General features: G+C 66.0%; 15 protein-coding genes. 8 read left to right on the forward strand and 7 right to left on the reverse strand.

The features are described 5' to 3' along the window. Positions 1-6: 6 nt before the first annotated feature. The gene (locus tag ACF8NF_RS10150; RefSeq protein ID WP_016447096.1) at positions 7-609 is read right to left on the reverse strand and encodes an isochorismatase family protein; all 603 of its coding nucleotides are present in this window, start codon (positions 607-609) and stop codon (positions 7-9) included. A 191-nt stretch (positions 610-800) separates the two neighbouring features. On the opposite strand from ACF8NF_RS10150, the gene ACF8NF_RS10155 reads away from it, so the two are divergent. From ACF8NF_RS10155 to ACF8NF_RS10165, 3 genes are all read left to right on the forward strand, one after another. Beyond that, on the forward strand, positions 801-1436 hold the full coding sequence (locus tag ACF8NF_RS10155; protein ID WP_016447097.1) for a C40 family peptidase: 636 nt from the start codon (positions 801-803) through the stop codon (positions 1434-1436). A 167-nt stretch (positions 1437-1603) separates the two neighbouring features. After that, a complete protein-coding gene (locus tag ACF8NF_RS10160; RefSeq protein ID WP_012205794.1) occupies positions 1604-1861 on the forward strand; it encodes a GlsB/YeaQ/YmgE family stress response membrane protein in 258 nt (85 codons plus the stop codon). Between the two features lie 75 nt (positions 1862-1936). Further along, positions 1937-2614 (forward strand): hypothetical protein, encoded by a 678-nt coding sequence (locus ACF8NF_RS10165; RefSeq protein ID WP_016447098.1) that lies wholly within the window; start codon positions 1937-1939, stop codon positions 2612-2614. Between the two features lie 7 nt (positions 2615-2621). Here ACF8NF_RS10165 and yghU read toward each other — a convergent pair whose 3' ends face one another. Next, positions 2622-3461 (reverse strand): glutathione-dependent disulfide-bond oxidoreductase, encoded by an 840-nt coding sequence (gene yghU / locus ACF8NF_RS10170; RefSeq protein WP_016447099.1) that lies wholly within the window; start codon positions 3459-3461, stop codon positions 2622-2624. Positions 3462-3590: 129 nt separating this feature from the next. Here yghU and ACF8NF_RS10175 point away from each other — a divergent pair, with 129 nt between their 5' ends. Further along, positions 3591-4082 carry an EVE domain-containing protein gene (locus ACF8NF_RS10175; RefSeq protein WP_392450543.1) on the forward strand — a complete coding sequence of 164 codons (492 nt, stop codon included), beginning with the start codon at positions 3591-3593 and terminating at the stop codon, positions 4080-4082. A gap of 180 nt (positions 4083-4262) precedes the next feature. Continuing rightward, entirely contained in the window at positions 4263-5288 is a 1026-nt protein-coding gene (locus ACF8NF_RS10180) for an aromatic acid exporter family protein (protein WP_016447101.1), read from the forward strand. Here ACF8NF_RS10180 and ACF8NF_RS10185 read toward each other — a convergent pair whose 3' ends face one another. After that, complete coding sequence (locus tag ACF8NF_RS10185; protein ID WP_392450544.1) at positions 5289-6527, reverse strand: CynX/NimT family MFS transporter; 1239 nt, start codon at positions 6525-6527, stop codon at positions 5289-5291. A 343-nt stretch (positions 6528-6870) separates the two neighbouring features. Continuing rightward, entirely contained in the window at positions 6871-7488 is a 618-nt protein-coding gene (locus ACF8NF_RS10190) for a LysE family translocator (RefSeq protein WP_016451705.1), read from the reverse strand. Positions 7489-7551: 63 nt separating this feature from the next. On the opposite strand from ACF8NF_RS10190, the gene ACF8NF_RS10195 reads away from it, so the two are divergent. Next, complete coding sequence (locus ACF8NF_RS10195) at positions 7552-8481, forward strand: LysR family transcriptional regulator (protein WP_016451704.1); 930 nt, start codon at positions 7552-7554, stop codon at positions 8479-8481. 91 nt (positions 8482-8572) lie between these two features. On the opposite strand, the gene lpdA is transcribed toward ACF8NF_RS10195, so the two are convergent. The 3 genes from lpdA to aceE are packed head-to-tail and all read right to left on the reverse strand — an operon-like array spanning position 8573 to position 14870. Continuing rightward, positions 8573-10420, reverse strand: coding sequence for a dihydrolipoyl dehydrogenase (gene lpdA / locus ACF8NF_RS10200; protein WP_034365904.1), 1848 nt, complete (start codon positions 10418-10420; stop codon positions 8573-8575). A 15-nt stretch (positions 10421-10435) separates the two neighbouring features. Next, on the reverse strand, positions 10436-12133 hold the full coding sequence (gene aceF / locus ACF8NF_RS10205) for a dihydrolipoyllysine-residue acetyltransferase (protein WP_392450545.1): 1698 nt from the start codon (positions 12131-12133) through the stop codon (positions 10436-10438). Positions 12134-12152: 19 nt separating this feature from the next. Beyond that, positions 12153-14870 carry a pyruvate dehydrogenase (acetyl-transferring), homodimeric type gene (gene aceE, locus ACF8NF_RS10210; RefSeq protein WP_016447107.1) on the reverse strand — a complete coding sequence of 906 codons (2718 nt, stop codon included), beginning with the start codon at positions 14868-14870 and terminating at the stop codon, positions 12153-12155. A gap of 320 nt (positions 14871-15190) precedes the next feature. Between aceE and ACF8NF_RS10215 the strand changes: the two genes are divergently transcribed. Both ACF8NF_RS10215 and ACF8NF_RS10220 read left to right on the forward strand, forming a co-directional pair. After that, complete coding sequence (locus tag ACF8NF_RS10215; RefSeq protein WP_016447108.1) at positions 15191-17764, forward strand: PAS domain-containing sensor histidine kinase; 2574 nt, start codon at positions 15191-15193, stop codon at positions 17762-17764. Beyond that, positions 17761-18411, forward strand: coding sequence for a response regulator transcription factor (locus ACF8NF_RS10220; protein ID WP_012205807.1), 651 nt, complete (start codon positions 17761-17763; stop codon positions 18409-18411). Before ACF8NF_RS10215 ends, ACF8NF_RS10220 begins: the two co-directional genes overlap by 4 nt. Positions 18412-18428 lie beyond the last annotated feature (17 nt).

Raw genomic sequence — 18428 nt, forward strand, 5'->3', positions numbered from 1 at the left:
AGCCGCTTACTTGACCAGGGCCAGCAGATCCTTGAAGGCCGGGTGCTCGCAGCTGCGCAGCCACTCGAAGGCCACCATCTCCGTGGTCACCAGTTCGGCACCCGCGCCGGCCAGGCGATCGAAGGCAGCATCGCGGTTGCGCTCGGTGCGCGAGCTGCAGGCATCGGTGACGACCCAGACGTCGAACTCGTCTTCCAGCAGTTCCAGCGCCGTCTGCAGCAGGCAGACATGGGCTTCGCAGCCGGCAATCACCACCATGCTGCGCTCGGGCGCCTGCTGCTGGGGCTTTTGCAGGTGCTTGGGCAGGCTGCGCGCATTGCCGCCCTGGGGACGTGCAGGCGGACGCAGCCACTCGCCCAGTCCTTCGGACACGGCGCTGAAATGCATCTTGGACAGTGTCCTGTCGCACAGCGCGCGCAGTTGGGCATCGTTGGCACCCAGGCGCGAGGGGTTCTGTTCGGTGCCGAACACCGGCACTTCCACCAGATGCGCCAGACGAGCCAGTTTCACGGCATTGGCCAGGACTGCCGGGCCCTCGAAGATGGCCGGCATCAGGCGCTCCTGGTAATCGACGAGTACAAGCTGGGAGTCGGAGGCTTCAAGCAGCATGGCGGATCTTTCTTGGAATACGAGGCGGCGCGGGCCGCCCTTCTTATCGGAAAACAGGACAGCCCGCTATTGTCGCAGCTTGGGGGCCATCACCGCCGGGCGCCGGCGATTCCTGAGGTGGCTCAAAAACCCGGGCCTTCGGGGGTCTTATCGAATTTGTCCTACGTTTTTGCGTGGTAATCTCGCGCCCCATGTCCCGATGGCTTATCGCACTCCTGTTCGTCAGCGCCACTGCACACGCGGCTCCGCCCGAGCTGCGTGACGACGATATGAACCAGCTGCTGGTCAACCGCAGCCTCATCTCGCAGCTGCGCGAAGCCCGCCACCACATGGCGGAGCGCACTTCCGACTTCGTCAAGGAAGCACGACAAAGCGTCGCCGAAAAGACCTCCGACCTGGTCGTGACCGCCATGGGCTTCATCGGCGTTCCCTACCGTCGCGGCGGCAACAGTGCCGAGACCGGCTTCGACTGCAGCGGCTTTGTCCGTGCCATCTACTCCGAGACCCTGGGCAAGGTCCTGCCGCGTCGCGCTGACCAGCAGGCACAGGCCACGGAAAAAATCGACAAGAACGAACTCAAGCCCGGCGATCTGGTGTTCTTCAACACCATGCGCCGCGCCTTCAGCCACGTCGGCATCTATGTCGGCGACGGCAACTTCATTCATGCCCCTCGCACCGGTGCACAGGTGCGCGTGGAAAGCATGCAAAGCGCCTACTGGGCCCGCCGCTTCGATGGCGCCCGTCGCGTGCAGGACTCCGACGGCCTGGGCCTGGATGCCAGCAAGGCTGCCTTGGCCATGCAGATGCAGGCAAGCCAGCTGCAGTAACCACGGCGGGCTGTCTGCCCTCCCCCAGTCCAGGCGCCTGCAGATGCAGGCGTTTTGTTTTTCAGGGCACTGCACTGCCTTCGTCCCAGGTTGAGACGCTGTCCGACAGGGCCGGCATGCGCCGGGCCCTAGAGTCGCGGCATGGAAGCTTCAGTTCGGAGAAAAGCATGATGTCCTTGATTGGCACCCTCATCGTTGGCCTGGTCGTTGGCCTGCTGGCGCGCGCACTCAAACCCGGCGACGACAGCCTTGGCTGGATCATGACCATCCTGCTTGGTGTGGCAGGATCGTTTCTTGCCAGCTATGTCGGTGTCGCCATGGGCTGGTATGAAGCCGGGCAGCCCGCTGGCTGGATCGCCTCCATCGTTGGCGCCATCGTCATCCTCTTCATCTACAGCCTGGTGCGCAGCAAGAGCGCACGCTGACCGCACCGGTGCCAGCCGCCTCCTCCGGCTGGCGCATTCTCCTGATCGACATCTGCCCCGGACCCACTGGCACGCATGATCTTTCGCACATCGGACAAGACCCCTCCCCCTCCACCACCGCGCCACGATGTGGCGCAGGCCGCAGAGAGCGCGCGCAAGCTGCTGCACCGGCGTGCGCTGGTGGGAGCCGCAGCCAGCAGCCTGCCGATCCCGGGGCTGGACTGGCTGGTTGACGCAGCCCTGCTGGCGCGCCTGCTGCCGCGCATCAACCGTGAGTTCGGCCTCACGCCCGAACAGCTGGACAGGCTGGACCCCGGCAAGCGCGAGCAGGTGCAAAAGGCCGTGGCCATGGTCGGCTCGGTACTGATCGGCAAGCTGATCACGCGCGACATGGTGGTGCGCCTGGCACGCGCTGCCGGCATGCGCATGACGGCAACCCAAGCGGCAAAGTACGTGCCGCTGGCCGGCCAGGCTGCAGCGGCCGCGCTGGGTTACGCCACGCTGCGCTACCTGGGAGAGCGCCACATCCAGGACTGCATTCGCGTGGTCGAGCAGGCGGAGCTCGACATTCCCTCGCATCTGCCCACGCAGCTGGAACGCACGGCCCGCAAGGTCGAGCAGACCGGCAAGCAATTGCATGAGCACGGCAAAAGCAAGGGCGAGGGCGAGGGCGAGCCCGGGGCCGAGCCATCCGGCAAGCGCCCGCGCTTTTGGCGCCAGCCGGACCGCGGCCCCTGGGGCCGCTCCCAGTAAATGGCGATCAGCCCAGGTCCGAGGCGCGGTGGCGCTCCGGCACCTGGGTGGCCTCGTCTCCCCAGGTGCGATTGACGCGGCGGCCGCGCACCACCGCCGGCCGTTGGGCAATCTCGCGGGCCCAGCGCATCACATGCGTGTACTCATGGGCTGCCAGGAACTCGGCCGCGCCGTACACCTCGTTGAGCACCAGTGCGCCATACCAGGGCCAGATGGCGATGTCGGCAATGCTGTAGTGCTCTCCCGCAATGAAGGCGTGCTCGGCCAGCTGGCGATTGAGCACGTCCAGCTGGCGCTTGGTTTCCATGGTGAACCGGTTGATCGGGTACTCGAATTTTTCGGGAGCATAGGCATAGAAATGACCGAAGCCGCCGCCCAGGTAAGGCGCCGATCCCATCTGCCAGAACAGCCAGTTCAGCGTCTCGGTGCGTGCAGCGGGCTCGGCAGGCAGCAGCGCGCCAAACTTCTCGGCCAGGTACAGCAGGATGGAGCCCGACTCGAACACGCGCACCGGCGGCTCCACGCTGCGGTCCACCAGCGCGGGAATCTTGGAATTGGGGTTGACCTCGACAAAGCCGCTGGAGAACTGGTCGCCATCGCTGATGCGGATCAGCCAGGCGTCGTACTCGGCGCCGCCATGGCCCAGCGCCAGCAGCTCCTCCAGCATGATGGTGACCTTCACGCCGTTGGGCGTGGCCAGCGAATACAGCTGCAGAGGCTGCTGCCCCACCGGCAGTGTCTTGTCGTGGGTCGGCCCGGCGACCGGGCGGTTGATGTTGGCGAAGGTGCCGCCCGAGGGCGCAGGCTGCCATACGGCGGGCGGGACATAGGTGGAGCGGTCGGACATGCAGGATTCCTGTGGTTCGCGGGCATGGGAAAGGCGCCCGGCTGAAGGCCATTGTCCAGCCCCTGACACACTCCTGCCGCCGCGCGCAGAACGCCGCCACGGCGTCCGGGGATTTGCCACAATCGTTGCATGACTGCAGCCCCCACACCCTCCGCCCGCCAGTTCTGGCTCATGAAGAACGAGCCCGACGAATACTCCATAGACCATGCGCTGGCCGCGCCGCAGGCCACCATTGCCTGGGACGGGGTGCGCAACTACCAGGCGCGCAACTTCATGCGTGATGCCATGCAGGTCGGCGACGGGGTGCTGTACTGGCATTCCAGCTGTGCTGAGCCCGGTATCTACGGCATCGCCCGCATTGCCGGCAATCTGCGCACCGACGCCTCGCAGTTCGACCCGGCCAGCCCTTACCACGACCCCAAGTCTTCTCCCGACAAGCCGCGCTGGCTCACGCTGGACGTGCAGGCGCTGCGCAAGACACGCACGCTGCAGATTGCCGAGCTGCGCGCGCATCCTGAACTGGCGCAGATGCGTGTGCTGCAAAAGGGCAATCGGTTGTCGATCACGCCGGTCACGCCCGAGGAATGGAGCTTCATCGAAGGCCTGCTCAGGCACGGCTGAACACGCCTCGCACGGGCTGCTTTCTTACAAGCAAGAAGCCTCTTTCCTGCACTCCTGCCCTGCATCGGCCGCTATGCTTTTGGGCATTTGCGAACCTGGATTTCGCAAGCTGGAGGGACCATCTTCGTGCGCTGGCGAAAATCAAAAGCAAAAACAACCACTGGACCACTCAAGAGCGGCATGGCCGCGGCGCCAGGCCGCCTGCGGCTGGCGCTGCGCGATGCCATCGCCGCCTCGCTGGGCGCCATGCTGGCCTGGGAACTGTCCCACTACCTGCTGGGCCACCCCAGACCCGTCTTTGCCGCCGTCACCGCCCTGGTCTGCCTGGCGCCCGGCCTGCCCAGCCATCTCAAGCAAACCTGGGGCCTGGTGCTGGGCTGCGCCATCGGCATCATCGTCGGCGAACTGGCCTGGCTGCTGCCCGACACCATTCCCCTGCTGCGACTGAGCCTGGCCTCGCTGGTCGCGCTGTCGCTGGCCGCCATGCTGGGGCAGCCGCCTGTGGTTCCGATACAGGCCGGCGTTTCCGTGGTGCTGGTCCTCAGCATGGGGCCCAGCGCGGCGGGCGAGACCCGGCTGGTCGACGTGCTGGTCGGCGCAGGCGTGGGCCTGATGTTCAGCCAGGTCATCTTCACGGCCAATCCGCTGCGTGCCGTATCACGTTCGGCAAGCGCGTTGCTGGGTCAGCTGGCCGACGGGCTGGACGCCACGCTGCGCGCCACCGCCACCCACGACACACCCGACGCCACCGTGGCACTGGGCCAGCTCACGCGCAGCAGCGATGCGCTGAGCGCGCTGCGCACCGCCATGGCGGAGGCGCAAAGCGCCAGCCGCTGGTCCGTGCGCGGACGCCTGGGTGGCGCGGCACTGCAGACCGTCACGGCGCGCTACGACCGCCATGCCGTGCGCCTGTACGCCAGCGCGCTGCTGCTGGGCGAAAGCCTGGTGCGCGGAATGTCGCATGACAGCGGCCTCATGCCGCGCGCCATCGTCCTGCACTGTGAATGGCTGATCGAAGCCTGCCGGCAACTGGCCGCCAATGGCAACGTGGTGGCCCTGCAGCCCGACGACGCCCTGGCCAGGTTGGCCGCCTCGGCCCCCCAGGCGCCCACCCAGCCGCTGCCTGAGGCCTGGCTGCCCGCGCTGGACCACGCACGACAGATGGAAGAGGCCCTGAAGGCGCTCACAGGTTCGCGCGACGCGTGATCAGGCGGCAGCGCGTTCGCGCTGCCTTGCAGGCGCCGCGCTGATGCGGGCAATGGCGCCGGCCAGCCACCAGCCGATGGCGCACATGGCCGCCGTCACCACCCAGGTCCACTGCCATCCGCCCGCCTGCACTGCCACGGCCGCCACCAGAGGCGGCCCTGCAAACTGGCCCACGCTGGACCATTGCTGCATGAAGCCCACCGTGGTCGAAACAGTGGACTCATCGGGGGCAAGCCGCACGGCCATGGAAAACAGCGTGCCCGGAATCAGTCCCCCCGCTGCCGAGAACATAACTACCGCAGCAAAGCGCAGCCACAAAGGTGCCAACGGCTGGCCTTGCCATTGCACATAGGCCAGCAGCGCGCACAACGCCATGCAGCCGAAGCCCAGGCGCAGCGCCCGCGATGCGCTCCAGCCGCCTTGCAGCAGACGGCCCGATGCCACATTGCCCACCATGTTGGCCAGCGCCACCACGGCCGTCAGCGTGCCCGACAACGCCGCTCCCAGGCCCGCCTCGGCATAGACCGTGGGAAGAAAGCCGATGACGGCCATCCACTGTCCCGAATACACGGCAAAGCCCAGCGCCACGCACCAGGGGCCAGGGCTGCGCAAAGTCAGCGCCAGGCGCGGACGCCACCCCCCGCCAGCCGCCGACGTGCCAACGGGTGCCTTCGGGCCGTCTGCCGGCACGCCGTACCACACGGCGGCGCAAGCCAGGGCAGAGACCAGCCCCAGAAGCAGCCACCACAGCGGCCAGGAAGCCCAGGCCATCACCCAGGGACCCAGCAGCAAGCCGATGGCACTGCCCAGCGGCATGTAGGTGCCCCACCAGCCCATGCGCGCGCTCAGATCGTGCGGCGCCACGCAGCGGCGAATCAGGCCTGGCCCCGGCATGGCGACCAGCAGAAAGCCCAGTCCTTCCACGGCGCGCAGGGCCAGCAACGGTGCAAAACCCGTGGCGATGGCGCCCAGTGCGCTGGCACCCGCCATCAACAGCAGGCCCGCCAGCATGCTGCGCCGCAGTCCCCAGCGGTCAGCCCCCAGGCCCACCACCAGGCCCAGCAGCATGCCGGCCACCTGCACGGTGGAAAGCAGAAAGCCGGCCTGCAGCAGGGACACGCCCAGCTGCTGCTGCAGCACCGGCACGGCCGGCGGCAGCTTGCCTACATGCAGGGCCGCGCTGACGCCGGCCATCACGACGATCCATGAGGGATGCACCCCCTGCCTTGTTGTTTCCATTGGATGCGGTTTCCTGGGGGCACATGCCGTGCGCCCTGTGGGTGATGTGTGAAGTATCGAAAGCATAGGCCAAGCGGCGCCCGCAAGCAGCGCTCCTGGCATCTGCCCACCAACCGGCTTGCGGCAGCGGGCATCGGCAGCGCATTCGACATAGCCCGTGGCACTGGAACGCCCAGGTGAGGCGCTCCAGCTGCGCGGCCAGGCATTTCCGCTGCCCCAGAAACAGCTTGGCCTGCGAGGCACCCCATGGCACCTCGCAGGCCTTGCATGCCGGGCAGAGGCCGCATGCGCTGCGGCCTTTTGCCCGTCCTCCCCCACCGATTCCTGTCAGGCCTTCATGGCATCACAGCCTCAGCTTGGCACTGGCCAGCAACACACCGAAGCCCACCAACATGCCGCCAAAGGCCCGGTCTATCCAGTGCCGTACGGCCAGCAGCCGGGCACGAACCCGCTGCGCGGAAAAGCACAGCGCCACGATGCAAAACCAACCCACATGGGCCAGCGAGATGAACCCGCCGTACGCCAGTTGCGTGGCCAGCGATGTGTCCTGCCCCACGATCTGCAGGAACAGGCTCACCACAAACACCGTGGTCTTGGGATTGAGCGCATTCGTCAGAAAGCCCGTGCGCAGCGCCGCCATGTCGGACAGTACGGCAGCCGGCTGGCTGGCCATTTCTCCGTCCGGCCGGCTGCGCAGCATGGTCACGCCCAGATAGATCAGATAGGCTGCACCCAGCAGCTTGACCACATCGAACAGCCAGGTGGCCTGCTGCATCAGCAACCCCACCCCAAGCAAGGTATAGCTGACATGGACCAGCACGCCCAGACCTATGCCCAGCGCCGTGAGCATGCCCGCGCGGCGCGAGCGCAGCAGGCTGTTGCGCGTGACCATGGCGAAATCCGCCCCGGGGCTGATCACGGCCAGCAAGGTAATGGTGACTACAGCTATCCATTCGGTCATGCATTCTCCGTTCGACTCAGTGCAACGCGGGATAGTATTGGCCTTCCATGAAAATACATAACGATGTTTTCTGACACAGTTAGTGAACTCAATTCACAGACTCCCAGCAAGCGGCTGCCGTCGTTGCAGGCCCTGCGCTGCTTCGAAGCAGCCGCCCGACGGGAGAACTTCAGCAAGGCGGCTGAAGAGTTGCATCTGACCCACGGCGCCATCAGCCGGGCCGTGCGCCTGCTGGAAGACGATCTGGGCGTGACCCTGTTTGACCGCCGCAGCCGCCGCGTCTTCCTGACCGACGCTGGGCGCCATCTCGCACAGGCCGTGCATGAAGGCCTGGAGCGCATGCGCCAGGCGACGCAGGAGTTGCGCGCACGCGCGCGGCATGCGCGCCGCTGGGTGCTGTCCTGCGAACCCACCTTGCTGATGCGCTGGCTGATTCCACGCTGGCCACAGTTCCAGCAAATGCATCCCGAGCTGCAACTGCACCTGGTGGCCGGCGGCGGCCCGTTCTCGTTTGCGGACGGGATCGACCTGGCCATACGGCGCGACGATTTCGCCCTTCCCGCAGGCTGCCATGCCGAAACGCTGTTCGCAGAGCGCATAGGCCCGGTCTGCCGGCCCGATCGCCTGGCGCAATGGTGCGACCGCCCCGCGCAAGAGCACACGCCCAGGCTGCGCGCCGATGCGCCCTTGCTGCAAAGCCGCACGCGCCCCGGCGCCTGGGCCACCTGGGCCGAGTACAGCGGCCAGCCCCAGCCCTCGGGACCGCAGCTGCAGTTCGAACATTTCTATTTCACGCTCCAGGCTGCCGTGGCCGGAATGGGCGTGGCCATAGGCCCCTGGCAACTGGTGCGCGACGACATTGCCAGCGGCGTGCTGGCGGCGCCCATGGGCTTTGTGGAGGATGGATCGCGCTATTGCCTGCTGTCCCCTGCCCCGCCTGCACCGAATGGCGTGCACGCGCAGTTACTGCAGTGGCTGCGCTCCCAGGCCTGAGCCGGCCTGCGACCCGTACTACCCCCCAAAGCACAAAGGCAGCCGAAGCTGCCTTTGTGTCCTTGCCCGTTCCGAAGGCCGGGCGTTGCGCTTACTTGCGCTGCGGCGGCAGGTCCGTGCAGGAGCCGTGCGCCACCTCGGCCGCCATGCCCAGGCTCTCGCCCAGCGTGGGGTGAGGATGGATGGTCTTGCCGATGTCCACGGCGTCGGCACCCATTTCAATGGCCAGCGCGATCTCGCCGATCATGTCGCCCGCATGCGTGCCGACGATGCCGCCGCCCAGGATGCGGCCATGGCCATGCGCCTCGGGGCTGTCGTCGAACAGCAGCTTGGTGACGCCTTCGTCGCGGCCATTGGCAATGGCGCGGCCCGATGCCGTCCAGGGGAAGACCCCCTTCTTGACCTTGATGCCCTGGGCCTTGGCCTGGTCCTCGGTCAGGCCCACCCACGCCACTTCCGGGTCGGTGTAGGCCACGCTGGGGATCACACGGGCATTGAAGGCGCTGGCGGCCAGCTCCTTGTTGCCCTGCAGTTCACCGGCGATGACTTCGGCGGCCACATGGGCCTCGTGCACGGCCTTGTGCGCCAGCATGGGCTGGCCCACCACGTCGCCGATGGCGAAGATGTGGGGCACGTTGGTGCGCATCTGGATGTCGACTTCGATGAAACCGCGGTCCGTGACGGCCACGCCGGCCTTCTCGGCGGCGATCTTCTTGCCGTTGGGCGTGCGGCCCACGGCCTGCAGCACCAGGTCGTAGACCTGGGGCTCGGGCACGGTGATGCCGTCCTTGGCGGGCGCGAAGCTGACCTTGATGCCTTCGGGCGTGGCTTCGGCACCCACGGTCTTGGTGTTGACCATGATGTTGTCGAAGCGCGGCGCGTTCATCTTCTGCCAGACCTTGACCAGGTCGCGGTCGGCGCCCTGCATGAGGCCGTCCATCATCTCCACCACGTCCAGGCGTGCGCCCAGCGTGGAGTAGACGGTGCCCATTTCCAGGCCGATGATGCCGCCACCCAGGATCAGCATGCGTTTGGGCACGCTGGCCAGGTCCAGCGCGCCGGTGGAGTCCACCACGCGCGGGTCCTTGGGCATGAAGGGCAGGTGCACGGCCTGGCTGCCGGCGGCAATGATGGCGCGCTTGAACTGCACGATCTTCTTGCTGCCGGTCTTTTCCTGGCCGTCGCCCGTGGTCTCTTCCACCTCAAGGTGATTGGCACCGACGAAGTTGCCGTAGCCGCGCACCACGGTGACCTTGCGCATCTTGGCCATCTGGCCCAGGCCGCCGGTCAGCTTGCCGATGACCTTGTCCTTGTGTCCGCGCAGCTGGTCGATGTTGACCTCGGGCGCGCCGAACTTGACGCCTGCCACTTCCAGGTGCTTGACCTCGTCCACGACGGCCGCCACGTGCAGCAGCGCCTTCGAGGGAATGCAGCCCACGTTCAGGCAGACGCCGCCGAGGGTCTTGTAGCGCTCGACGATGACCACGTTCAGGCCCAGGTCGGCTGCGCGGAAGGCGGCAGAGTAGCCGCCGGGGCCACCGCCGAGCACGACCACGTCGCAGTCATAGTCGGCCACGCCACCAGCGTAGCTGGCTGCCGCAGGAGCAGGGGCCGGGGCCGCTGGAGCCGGCACGGCAGGTGCCGCGGCGCTGGCGGCTGCAGGAGCCGCAGCGGCAGCCTGGGGCGCAGCGGCCGCCTCGCCGGCAGCCTCCAGCGTCAGGACCACGGAGCCCTCGGCGACCTTGTCGCCGAGCTGCACCTTGAGTTCCTTGACCACGCCGGCGTGGCTGGAAGGAATCTCCATGGAAGCCTTGTCGGACTCCACGGTGATCAGGGACTGGTCCTTCGCCACGGTATCGCCGGGCTGGACCAGCAGTTCGATCACGCCCACTTCGGCGAAGTCGCCGATATCGGGCACCTTGATGTCGATGATTGCCATGTGTCGGGCCTCCGTTTACAGCAGGATGCGGCGGTAGTCCGCCAGCACTTGGCCCAGGAAGGCATTGAAGCGCGCGGCCGAGGCACCATCGATGACGCGGTGGTCATAGGACAGCGACAGCGGCAGCGTCAGGCGCGGCACGAACTGCTTGCCGTCCCACACGGGCTTCATCTGGCCCTTGGACAGGCCGAGGATGGCCACTTCCGGGGCGTTGATGATGGGGGTGAAGTTCGTGCCGCCGATGCCGCCCAGCGACGAGATCGAGAAGCAGCCGCCCTGCATGTCGGCAGCGCCAAGCTTGCCGTCGCGGGCCTTCTTGGCCAGCTCGCCCATTTCCTGGCTGATCTGCAGGATGCCCTTCTTGTCGGCATCGCGCAGCACGGGCACCACCAGGCCATTGGGCGTGTCTGCCGCGAAACCGATGTGGAAGTACTGCTTGTAGACCAGGGTGTCGCCGTCCAGCGAGGCATTGAACTCGGGGAACTTCTTGAGGGCCGCGACCACCGCCTTGATCACGAAGGCCAGCATGGTCACCTTGACGCCGCTCTTCTCGTTCTCCTTGTTGGTGGAGACACGGAAGGCTTCCAGGTCGGTGATGTCGGCCTCGTCATTGTTGGTGACGTGCGGGATCATGACCCAGTTGCGCGACAGGTTGGCGCCGCTGATCTTCTTGATGCGCGACAGGTCCTTGCGCTCGACCGGGCCGAACTTGGCGAAGTCCACCTTGGGCCAGGGCAGCAGGTCCAGACCTGCGCCGCCGCCGGAGCCGCCCTTGGGAGCCGCCGCAGCCTGGGCCTTGGTCTGCACGGCACCGGCCATGACGGACTTGGTGAAAGCCTGGATGTCGTCGGCCGTGATGCGGCCCTTGTTGCCCGAGCCCTTGACCTCGTCCAGCGGCACACCCAGTTCGCGGGCGAACTTGCGTACCGAGGGCGACGCATGGGGCAGCTTGCCCGTGGGCGCCACGGTGGGGTTGTGTGCAGGTACAGCGGCACGAGCCGATGCTGCAGCGGCAGCCACCGGAGCTGCAGCGGCCGGGGCAGCAGTTGCCGGTGCAGGGGCTGCAGCAGCAGGTGCCGGGGCCGCAGCCTGGGCTGCAGGCGCGGCAGCGCCCTGCACGCTCATCTGGCCGACCACGTCGCCCACATTGACCGTGTCGCCGATCTTGAGCGTCAGCGCCGTGATGGTGCCCGCTGCGGGCGAGGGGATCTCCATCGAGGCCTTGTCGGATTCGACAGTGAACAGCGATTGCTCTGCCGTCACGGTGTCGCCGACCTTGACCAGCATCTCGATCACGGCCACGTCCTTGAAGTCGCCGATGTCGGGAATCTTGATATCGATCTGCGTGGCGGCGCCCGAGGCCGCAGGCGCGGCAGCGGGAGCAGCGGCCGGCGCAGGCGCAGATGCAGGCGCAGCAGATGCAGGCGCTGCCACGGGAGCCGGGGCAGCAGCTGCCGGTGCCGGTGCCGCAGCGTCTGCGGTCTCGATCACGGCAATGATGCTGCCTTGCTTGACCTTGTCGCCCAGGTTCACGCGCAGCTCCTTGAGCACGCCGGCGTGGCTGGACGGAATCTCCATCGATGCCTTGTCGGACTCGACGGTGATCAGCGATTGCTCGGCCTTGATCTGGTCGCCGGCCTTGACCAGCACTTCGATCACACCGACTTCATCGAAATCGCCGATGTCCGGAACTTGAATGTCTACCAATGCCATAGGTGTCTCCCGTTCTTACTCAGGCGTGCAGCGGGTTGATCTTGTCGGCCTTGATGCCGTATTTGGCGATCGCCTCGGCCACGGTGGTGGCGTTGATCTTGCCTTCTTCGGCCAGCGCGCGCAGTGCGGCGACCACGATGTAGTGGCGGTCCACCTCGAAGTGCTCGCGCAACTTGCGGCGGAAGTCCGAACGGCCGAAGCCGTCGGTGCCCAGCACCTTGTAGGTGCGGCCCTTGGGCATGTAGGGACGGATCTGCTCGGCGTAGGCCTTCATGTAGTCGGTGGATGCGATCACCGGACCATTGTGCGACTGCAGCTGCTGCGTGACGAAGGGCACCTTCTGCGTTTCCAGCGGATGCAGCAGGTTCCAGCGGTCGGCTTCCTGGCCGTCGCGGGTGAGTTCGTTGAAGCTGGGGCAGCTCCACACGTCGGCGGCAATACCCCAGTCGGCCAGCAGCAGTTCCTGGGCGAAGAAGGATTCGCGCAGGATGGTGCCCGATCCCAGCAGCTGCACGCGCAGGCCGCTTTCCGGCACCTTCTGGCCGGGCTTGCACAGGTACATGCCCTTGATGATCTGCTGCTCAGTGCCGGGCGTGAGGCCGGGCATGGCGTAGTTCTCGTTGAGCAGCGTGATGTAGTAGAAGACGTTTTCCTGCTCCTGCACCATGCGGCGCAGGCCGTCCTGCATGATCACGGCGACTTCGTGGGCGAAGGTCGGGTCGTAGCTCACGCAGTTGGGAATGGTGTTGGCCAGGATGTGGCTGTGGCCGTCTTCGTGCTGCAGGCCTTCGCCGTTCAGCGTGGTGCGGCCCGAGGTGCCGCCCAGCAGGAAGCCGCGCGCCTGCATGTCGCCGGCCGCCCAGGCCAGGTCACCGATGCGCTGGAAGCCGAACATCGAGTAGTACACGTAGAACGGGATCATGATCCGGTTGCTCGTGCTGTAGCTCGTGGCTGCCGCGATCCAGCTGCTCATGCCGCCGGCTTCGTTGATGCCTTCCTGCAGGATCTGGCCGGCCTTGTCCTCGCGGTAGTACATCACCTGGTCCTTGTCGACCGGGGTGTACTGCTGTCCAGCGGGGTTGTAGATGCCGATCTGGCGGAACAGGCCTTCCATGCCGAAGGTACGTGCCTCGTCCACCAGGATGGGCACGACGCGCGGGCCGATTTCCTTGTCGCGCAGCAGCTGCGTCAGGAATCGCACATAGGCCTGCGTGGTCGAGATCTCACGGCCTTCGGGCGTGGCTTCGAGGATGGCCTTGAAGGTGTCCAGCGCAGGCGCCGTGAACTGCTCGCTGGCCTTGACGCGGCGGTGCGGCAGGTAGCCGCCCAGGGCCTTGCGGCGCTCGTGCAGGTAGCGCATTTCCGGCGTGTCGTCAGCCGGCTTGTAGAAAGGCAGGTCGGCGATCTGGCTGTCGGGAATCGGGATGTTGAAGCGGTCGCGGAAGGCCTTGATGTCCTCGTCGCCCAGCTTCTTGGTCTGGTGAACGGTGTTCTTGCCTTCACCGATCTTGCCCATGCCGAAGCCCTTGACGGTCTTGACCAGCAGCACGGTGGGCTGGCCCTTGTGCGAGTTGGCCGCATGGAAGGCCGCATAGACCTTCTGCGAATCGTGGCCGCCGCGGCGCAGGTTCCAGATCTCGTCGTCGCTCATGTGCTCGACCATCTTCAGCGCGCGCGGATCGCGGCCGAAGAAGTTCTTGCGCACGTAGGCGCCGTCATTGGCCTTGAACGACTGGTAGTCACCGTCGTTGCACTCGGCCATGATCTTCTTGAGCACGCCGTCCTTGTCCTTGGCCAGCAGCTCGTCCCAGCCCTTGCCCCACAGCAGCTTGATGACGTTCCAGCCGGAGCCGCGGAACTCGCCCTCGAGTTCCTGGATGATCTTGCCGTTGCCGCGCACCGGACCGTCCAGGCGCTGCAGGTTGCAGTTGATCACGAAGATCAGGTTGTCCAGCTTTTCGCGGGCGGCCAGGGAGATCGCGCCCAGCGACTCGACCTCGTCCATTTCCCCGTCGCCGCAGAAGACCCAGACCTTGCGGTTTTCGGTGTCGGCAATGCCGCGGGCGTGCAGGTACTTGAGGAAGCGCGCCTGGTAGATGGCCATCAGCGGGCCCAGGCCCATGGACACCGTGGGGAACTGCCAGAACTCGGGCATCAGCTTGGGGTGCGGGTAGCTGGACAGGCCCTTGCCGTCCACTTCCTGGCGGAAGTTCAGCAGCTGCTCTTCGGAGATGCGGCCTTCCAGATAGGCGCGGGCATAGATGCCGGGCGAGACGTGGCCCTGGATGTACAGGCAGTCGCCACCGTGGTTTTCGTTTTCGGCGTGCCAGAAGTGGTTGAAGCCGGCCGCAAACATGTTGGCCAGCGAAGCGAAGGAGCCGATGTGGCCACCCAGGTCACCGCCTTCGGGTGGGTGCAGGCGGTTGGCCTTGACCACCATGGCCATGGCGTTCCAGCGCATGTAGGCGCGCAGGCGGCCTTCGATTTCCAGGTTGCCGGGACAGCGCGCTTCCTGCGAGGCCTCGATGGTGTTCACGTAGCCGGTGTTGGCCGAGAAGGGCATGTCCACGCTGTTCTGGCGTGCATGTTCGAGCAGGTCCTCGATCAGCTTGTGCGCATATTCGGCGCCTTCACGGTCGATGACGGCCGACAGTGCGTCCATCCATTCGCGCGATTCTTGTTGGTCCAGGCCGGCGGGAACGCCTGCATTGCCTTGCGGGTCAGTCTGAGCTGTCATGGGAATGTCTCCTTGCAGAAGGTAGCGTCTTGGGGTCGAACCAGTGAGCGGCGCAGCGCGCCATCGCAGGCGGGTAGTTCACCACGCCTTGCGCGGCACAGACCCTGTCTGGCGAACTTGAAGATACCGATTCACTGCCTCAATGCTCGGCGAGTGTCGCATACTTTTTTCGAATTTCAAATGGTGCTTTTTGATTTCATAATTTGAAATTTTGCTGCAAACGCACATACAGTGAAGACCCCAAAGAACGTCGCCGAAGCGCCTGCGTGGCGACTCCAATACTCCTTAAAAACAGTCAGACTCTCCCCTACACTGGGCGCATGCAATCCTCCCCTTCCGAGCACGGCACGCACAGCCCTGCCCCCATGGCGGGCGTGGCCGCGCCAGTGCGCTGGTGGCGCAGCTGGTGGCGCAGTCTTTCCCCCACGCGCCAGGACCGCTTTGCGGCACTCGCCCCGCTGGCCGCCGTACTGATGTTCATGGCCGCCATCGTCGCGTCGTTCTGGTATCTGCGCATGGAGGAGATCGACCGCGAGAAGGAAGCGTTGCACCGCGACGTGGAATATGCCCAGCAGCGCGTGCGCCTGCGCCTGCTGGAGCGCCAGGAGCAACTGATGCGCATGGCGCGCGACATCAGCAACCACGATCTGGCCGAGTCCGATTTCGCCAGCCGCGCCGAAGCGCTCATCAGCCAGTATCCCGAACTGCAGTCCATCACCTGGATCGACTCCCAACGCCGCATTCTGGCCAGCCAGTCCGCCCCCACCGTGAGCAGCGACCAGTTGCGCATCCCCCGCGAGGTACTGCGCGCCGGTGACGCCCTGGAGGCCTACCAGCTCGCGCGCGAGATGCAGCAGCCCATCTATGTGCAAGGCCTGGCCCACAAGGGCGAGGCCGCGCCGCTGCTGCAGCTGCATGTGCCGCTGGCGCAGGACGGCCGCTACATCGGCGAGCTGCTGGGCGAGTATTCCGTGGACAGCCTGCTGCGCTACGGCACGCCCACCGAAATCATGGCCCGCTATGCCATGACCATGCTCGACAGCCGGGGCCAGGTTCTGGCCGGCACACCGCTGACGCCGCGCAAGCAAAATGCCACAGACCTGCTGCGCTGGCGCACGGTGGCCAATGAGGACGAGGCTCCGGTCGCCCCCGTGGGCAACAGTCTGGTGCTGCGCGCACAGGCCTACCGCACCTCGCTGGGCGTGGTGGGCAGCGGCCTGTTCTGGCTGGTGGGCACGCTCAGCGCGATGACGGCATGGCTGCTGCTGGCCACCTGGCGCCACACGCGACGCCGCCAGCGCGCGCAGGAAGCCCTGGTTGCCGAAACCAATTTCCGCCGCGCCATGGAGAACTCGGTGCTCACCGGCATGCGCGCGCTGGACCTGCAAGGCCGCATCACCTACGTGAACGCCGCCTTCTGCCAGATGACGGGATGGAGCGAATCCGAACTCGTCGGCCAGATGCCGCCCTATTCCTACTGGCCCGACAACGACTATGACAACCTGCACTCCAAGCTGCGCGAGGAGCTGTCGGGCAAGACCATCGTCGGGGGCTTTCAGGTGCGCGTGCAGCGCAAGAACGGCACGCAGTTCGACGCGCGCCTGTATGTCTCGCCGCTGATCGACGCCCACGGCCAGCACACGGGCTGGATGTCGTCCATGACCGACATCACCGAGCCCAACCGCATCCGCGAGCAGTTGTCGGCCTCCTACGAGCGCTTCACCATCGTGCTGGAGGCGCTGGACGCCTCGGTGTCCGTCGCCCCGCTTGGCAGCGCCGAGCTGCTGTTCGCCAACAAGCTGTACCGGCAATGGTTCGGCTCGCAGACCGATGGCCATCTGCAGCTCGTCGCCCAGGCCGGCGTGCTGCCCGTGCGCTCTCAGCCGCAGGGCATGGACGATGAGGATGGCCTGATGGGCCTGCCCACCGACTCGCTGACCAGCGCACGCAGCGAGAACGCCGAGATCTATCTGCCCGAACTGGGCAAGTGGCTGGAAGTGCGCTCGCGCTACCTGAGCTGGGTGGACGGACGCCTGGCGCAAATGGTGATCGCCACCGACATCACGCCGCGCCGCCTGGCCGAGGAGCAGGCCGATCGCCAGGCCGAGCACGCCCAGTCCGTCAGCCGCCTGATCACCATGGGCGAGATGGCCTCCAGCGTGGCCCACGAACTCAACCAGCCGCTGACCGCCATCAGCAACTACTGCAGCGGCATGCTCACGCGCCTCGAAAAAGGCACGCTGACCGAGGAGCAGATGAAGTTCGCGCTGGAGAAGACCGCCCACCAGGCGCAGCGCGCGGGCCAGATCATTTTGCGCATACGCTCCTTCGTCAAGCGCAGCGAACCCAACCGCACCCTGGCCCAGGTCACCGACATGGTCAGCGAGGCAGTGGAGCTGGCCGGCATCGAGCTGCGCCGCCGCAATGTACAGCTGACCTACCACGTGGCCGAGCGCATGCCGGCCATCATGGCCGACACCATCCTCATCGAGCAGGTGCTGGTCAACCTCATGAAGAATGGCGCCGAATCCATCGAGCAATCGGGCCGACCCAGCCACCAGCGCAACGTGGAACTGCGCGTGGTGCCGCGCACCATCGAGGACCAGCGCGTCATCGAATTCAACGTGCAGGACACCGGCAAGGGCTTGCCGCCCGAGGTGCTGGAGCGCCTCTTCGAGGCCTTCTTCACCACCAAGAGCGAAGGCATGGGCATGGGCCTGAATCTGTGCCGCAGCATTGTCGAGTCCCACCAGGGCCGTATGCGTGCCGAGAACCTCTACAATGGTTCCGAGGTTGTCGGCTGCCGATTTTCATTCTGGCTGCCGCTGGCCCCGCCGGGCGACGCGACAACGCCGGCAGCGACCATTGAACCCACAACAAGGACGATTGCATGAGCTTGATCCCCAAAAAAGGCACTGTGTACGTAGTTGATGACGACGAAGCGGTTCGTGATTCGCTGCAATGGTTGTTGGAGGGCAAGGACTATCGTGTGCGCTGCTTCGACTCGGCCGAGACCTTCCTCTCGCGCTACGACCCACGCGAAATCGCCTGCCTCATCGTCGACATCCGCATGGGCGGCATGACCGGCCTGGAACTGCAGGACCGACTGATCGAACGCAAGTCTCCCCTGCCCATCGTCTTCATCACCGGCCACGGCGACGTGCCCATGGCGGTGAACACCATGAAGAAGGGCGCACTGGACTTCATCCAGAAGCCGTTCAACGAGGAAGAACTGCTGAACCTGGTCGAGCGCATGCTGGACCATGCCCGCGAAGCCTTTGCCGGCCACCAGCAGGCCGCCAGCCGCGACGCCCTGCTGGCCAAGCTGACCAGCCGCGAAGCCCAGGTGCTCGAGCGCATCGTCGCCGGCCGCCTGAACAAGCAGATCGCCGACGACCTGGGCATCAGCATCAAGACCGTGGAGGCGCACCGCGCCAACATCATGGAAAAGCTCAACGCCAACACCGTGGCCGACCTGCTCAAGATCGCCCTGGGCCAGGGCCAGACCGCTGCGGCGGCCAAGGCGGCCGTCGCAGGATAAGCACCGACGCCATCCCC

Origin of the sequence: Delftia sp. WSY_22, assembly GCF_043104185.1 — a bacterium.
GTDB classification, from domain to species: domain Bacteria; phylum Pseudomonadota; class Gammaproteobacteria; order Burkholderiales; family Burkholderiaceae_C; genus Comamonas; species Comamonas tsuruhatensis.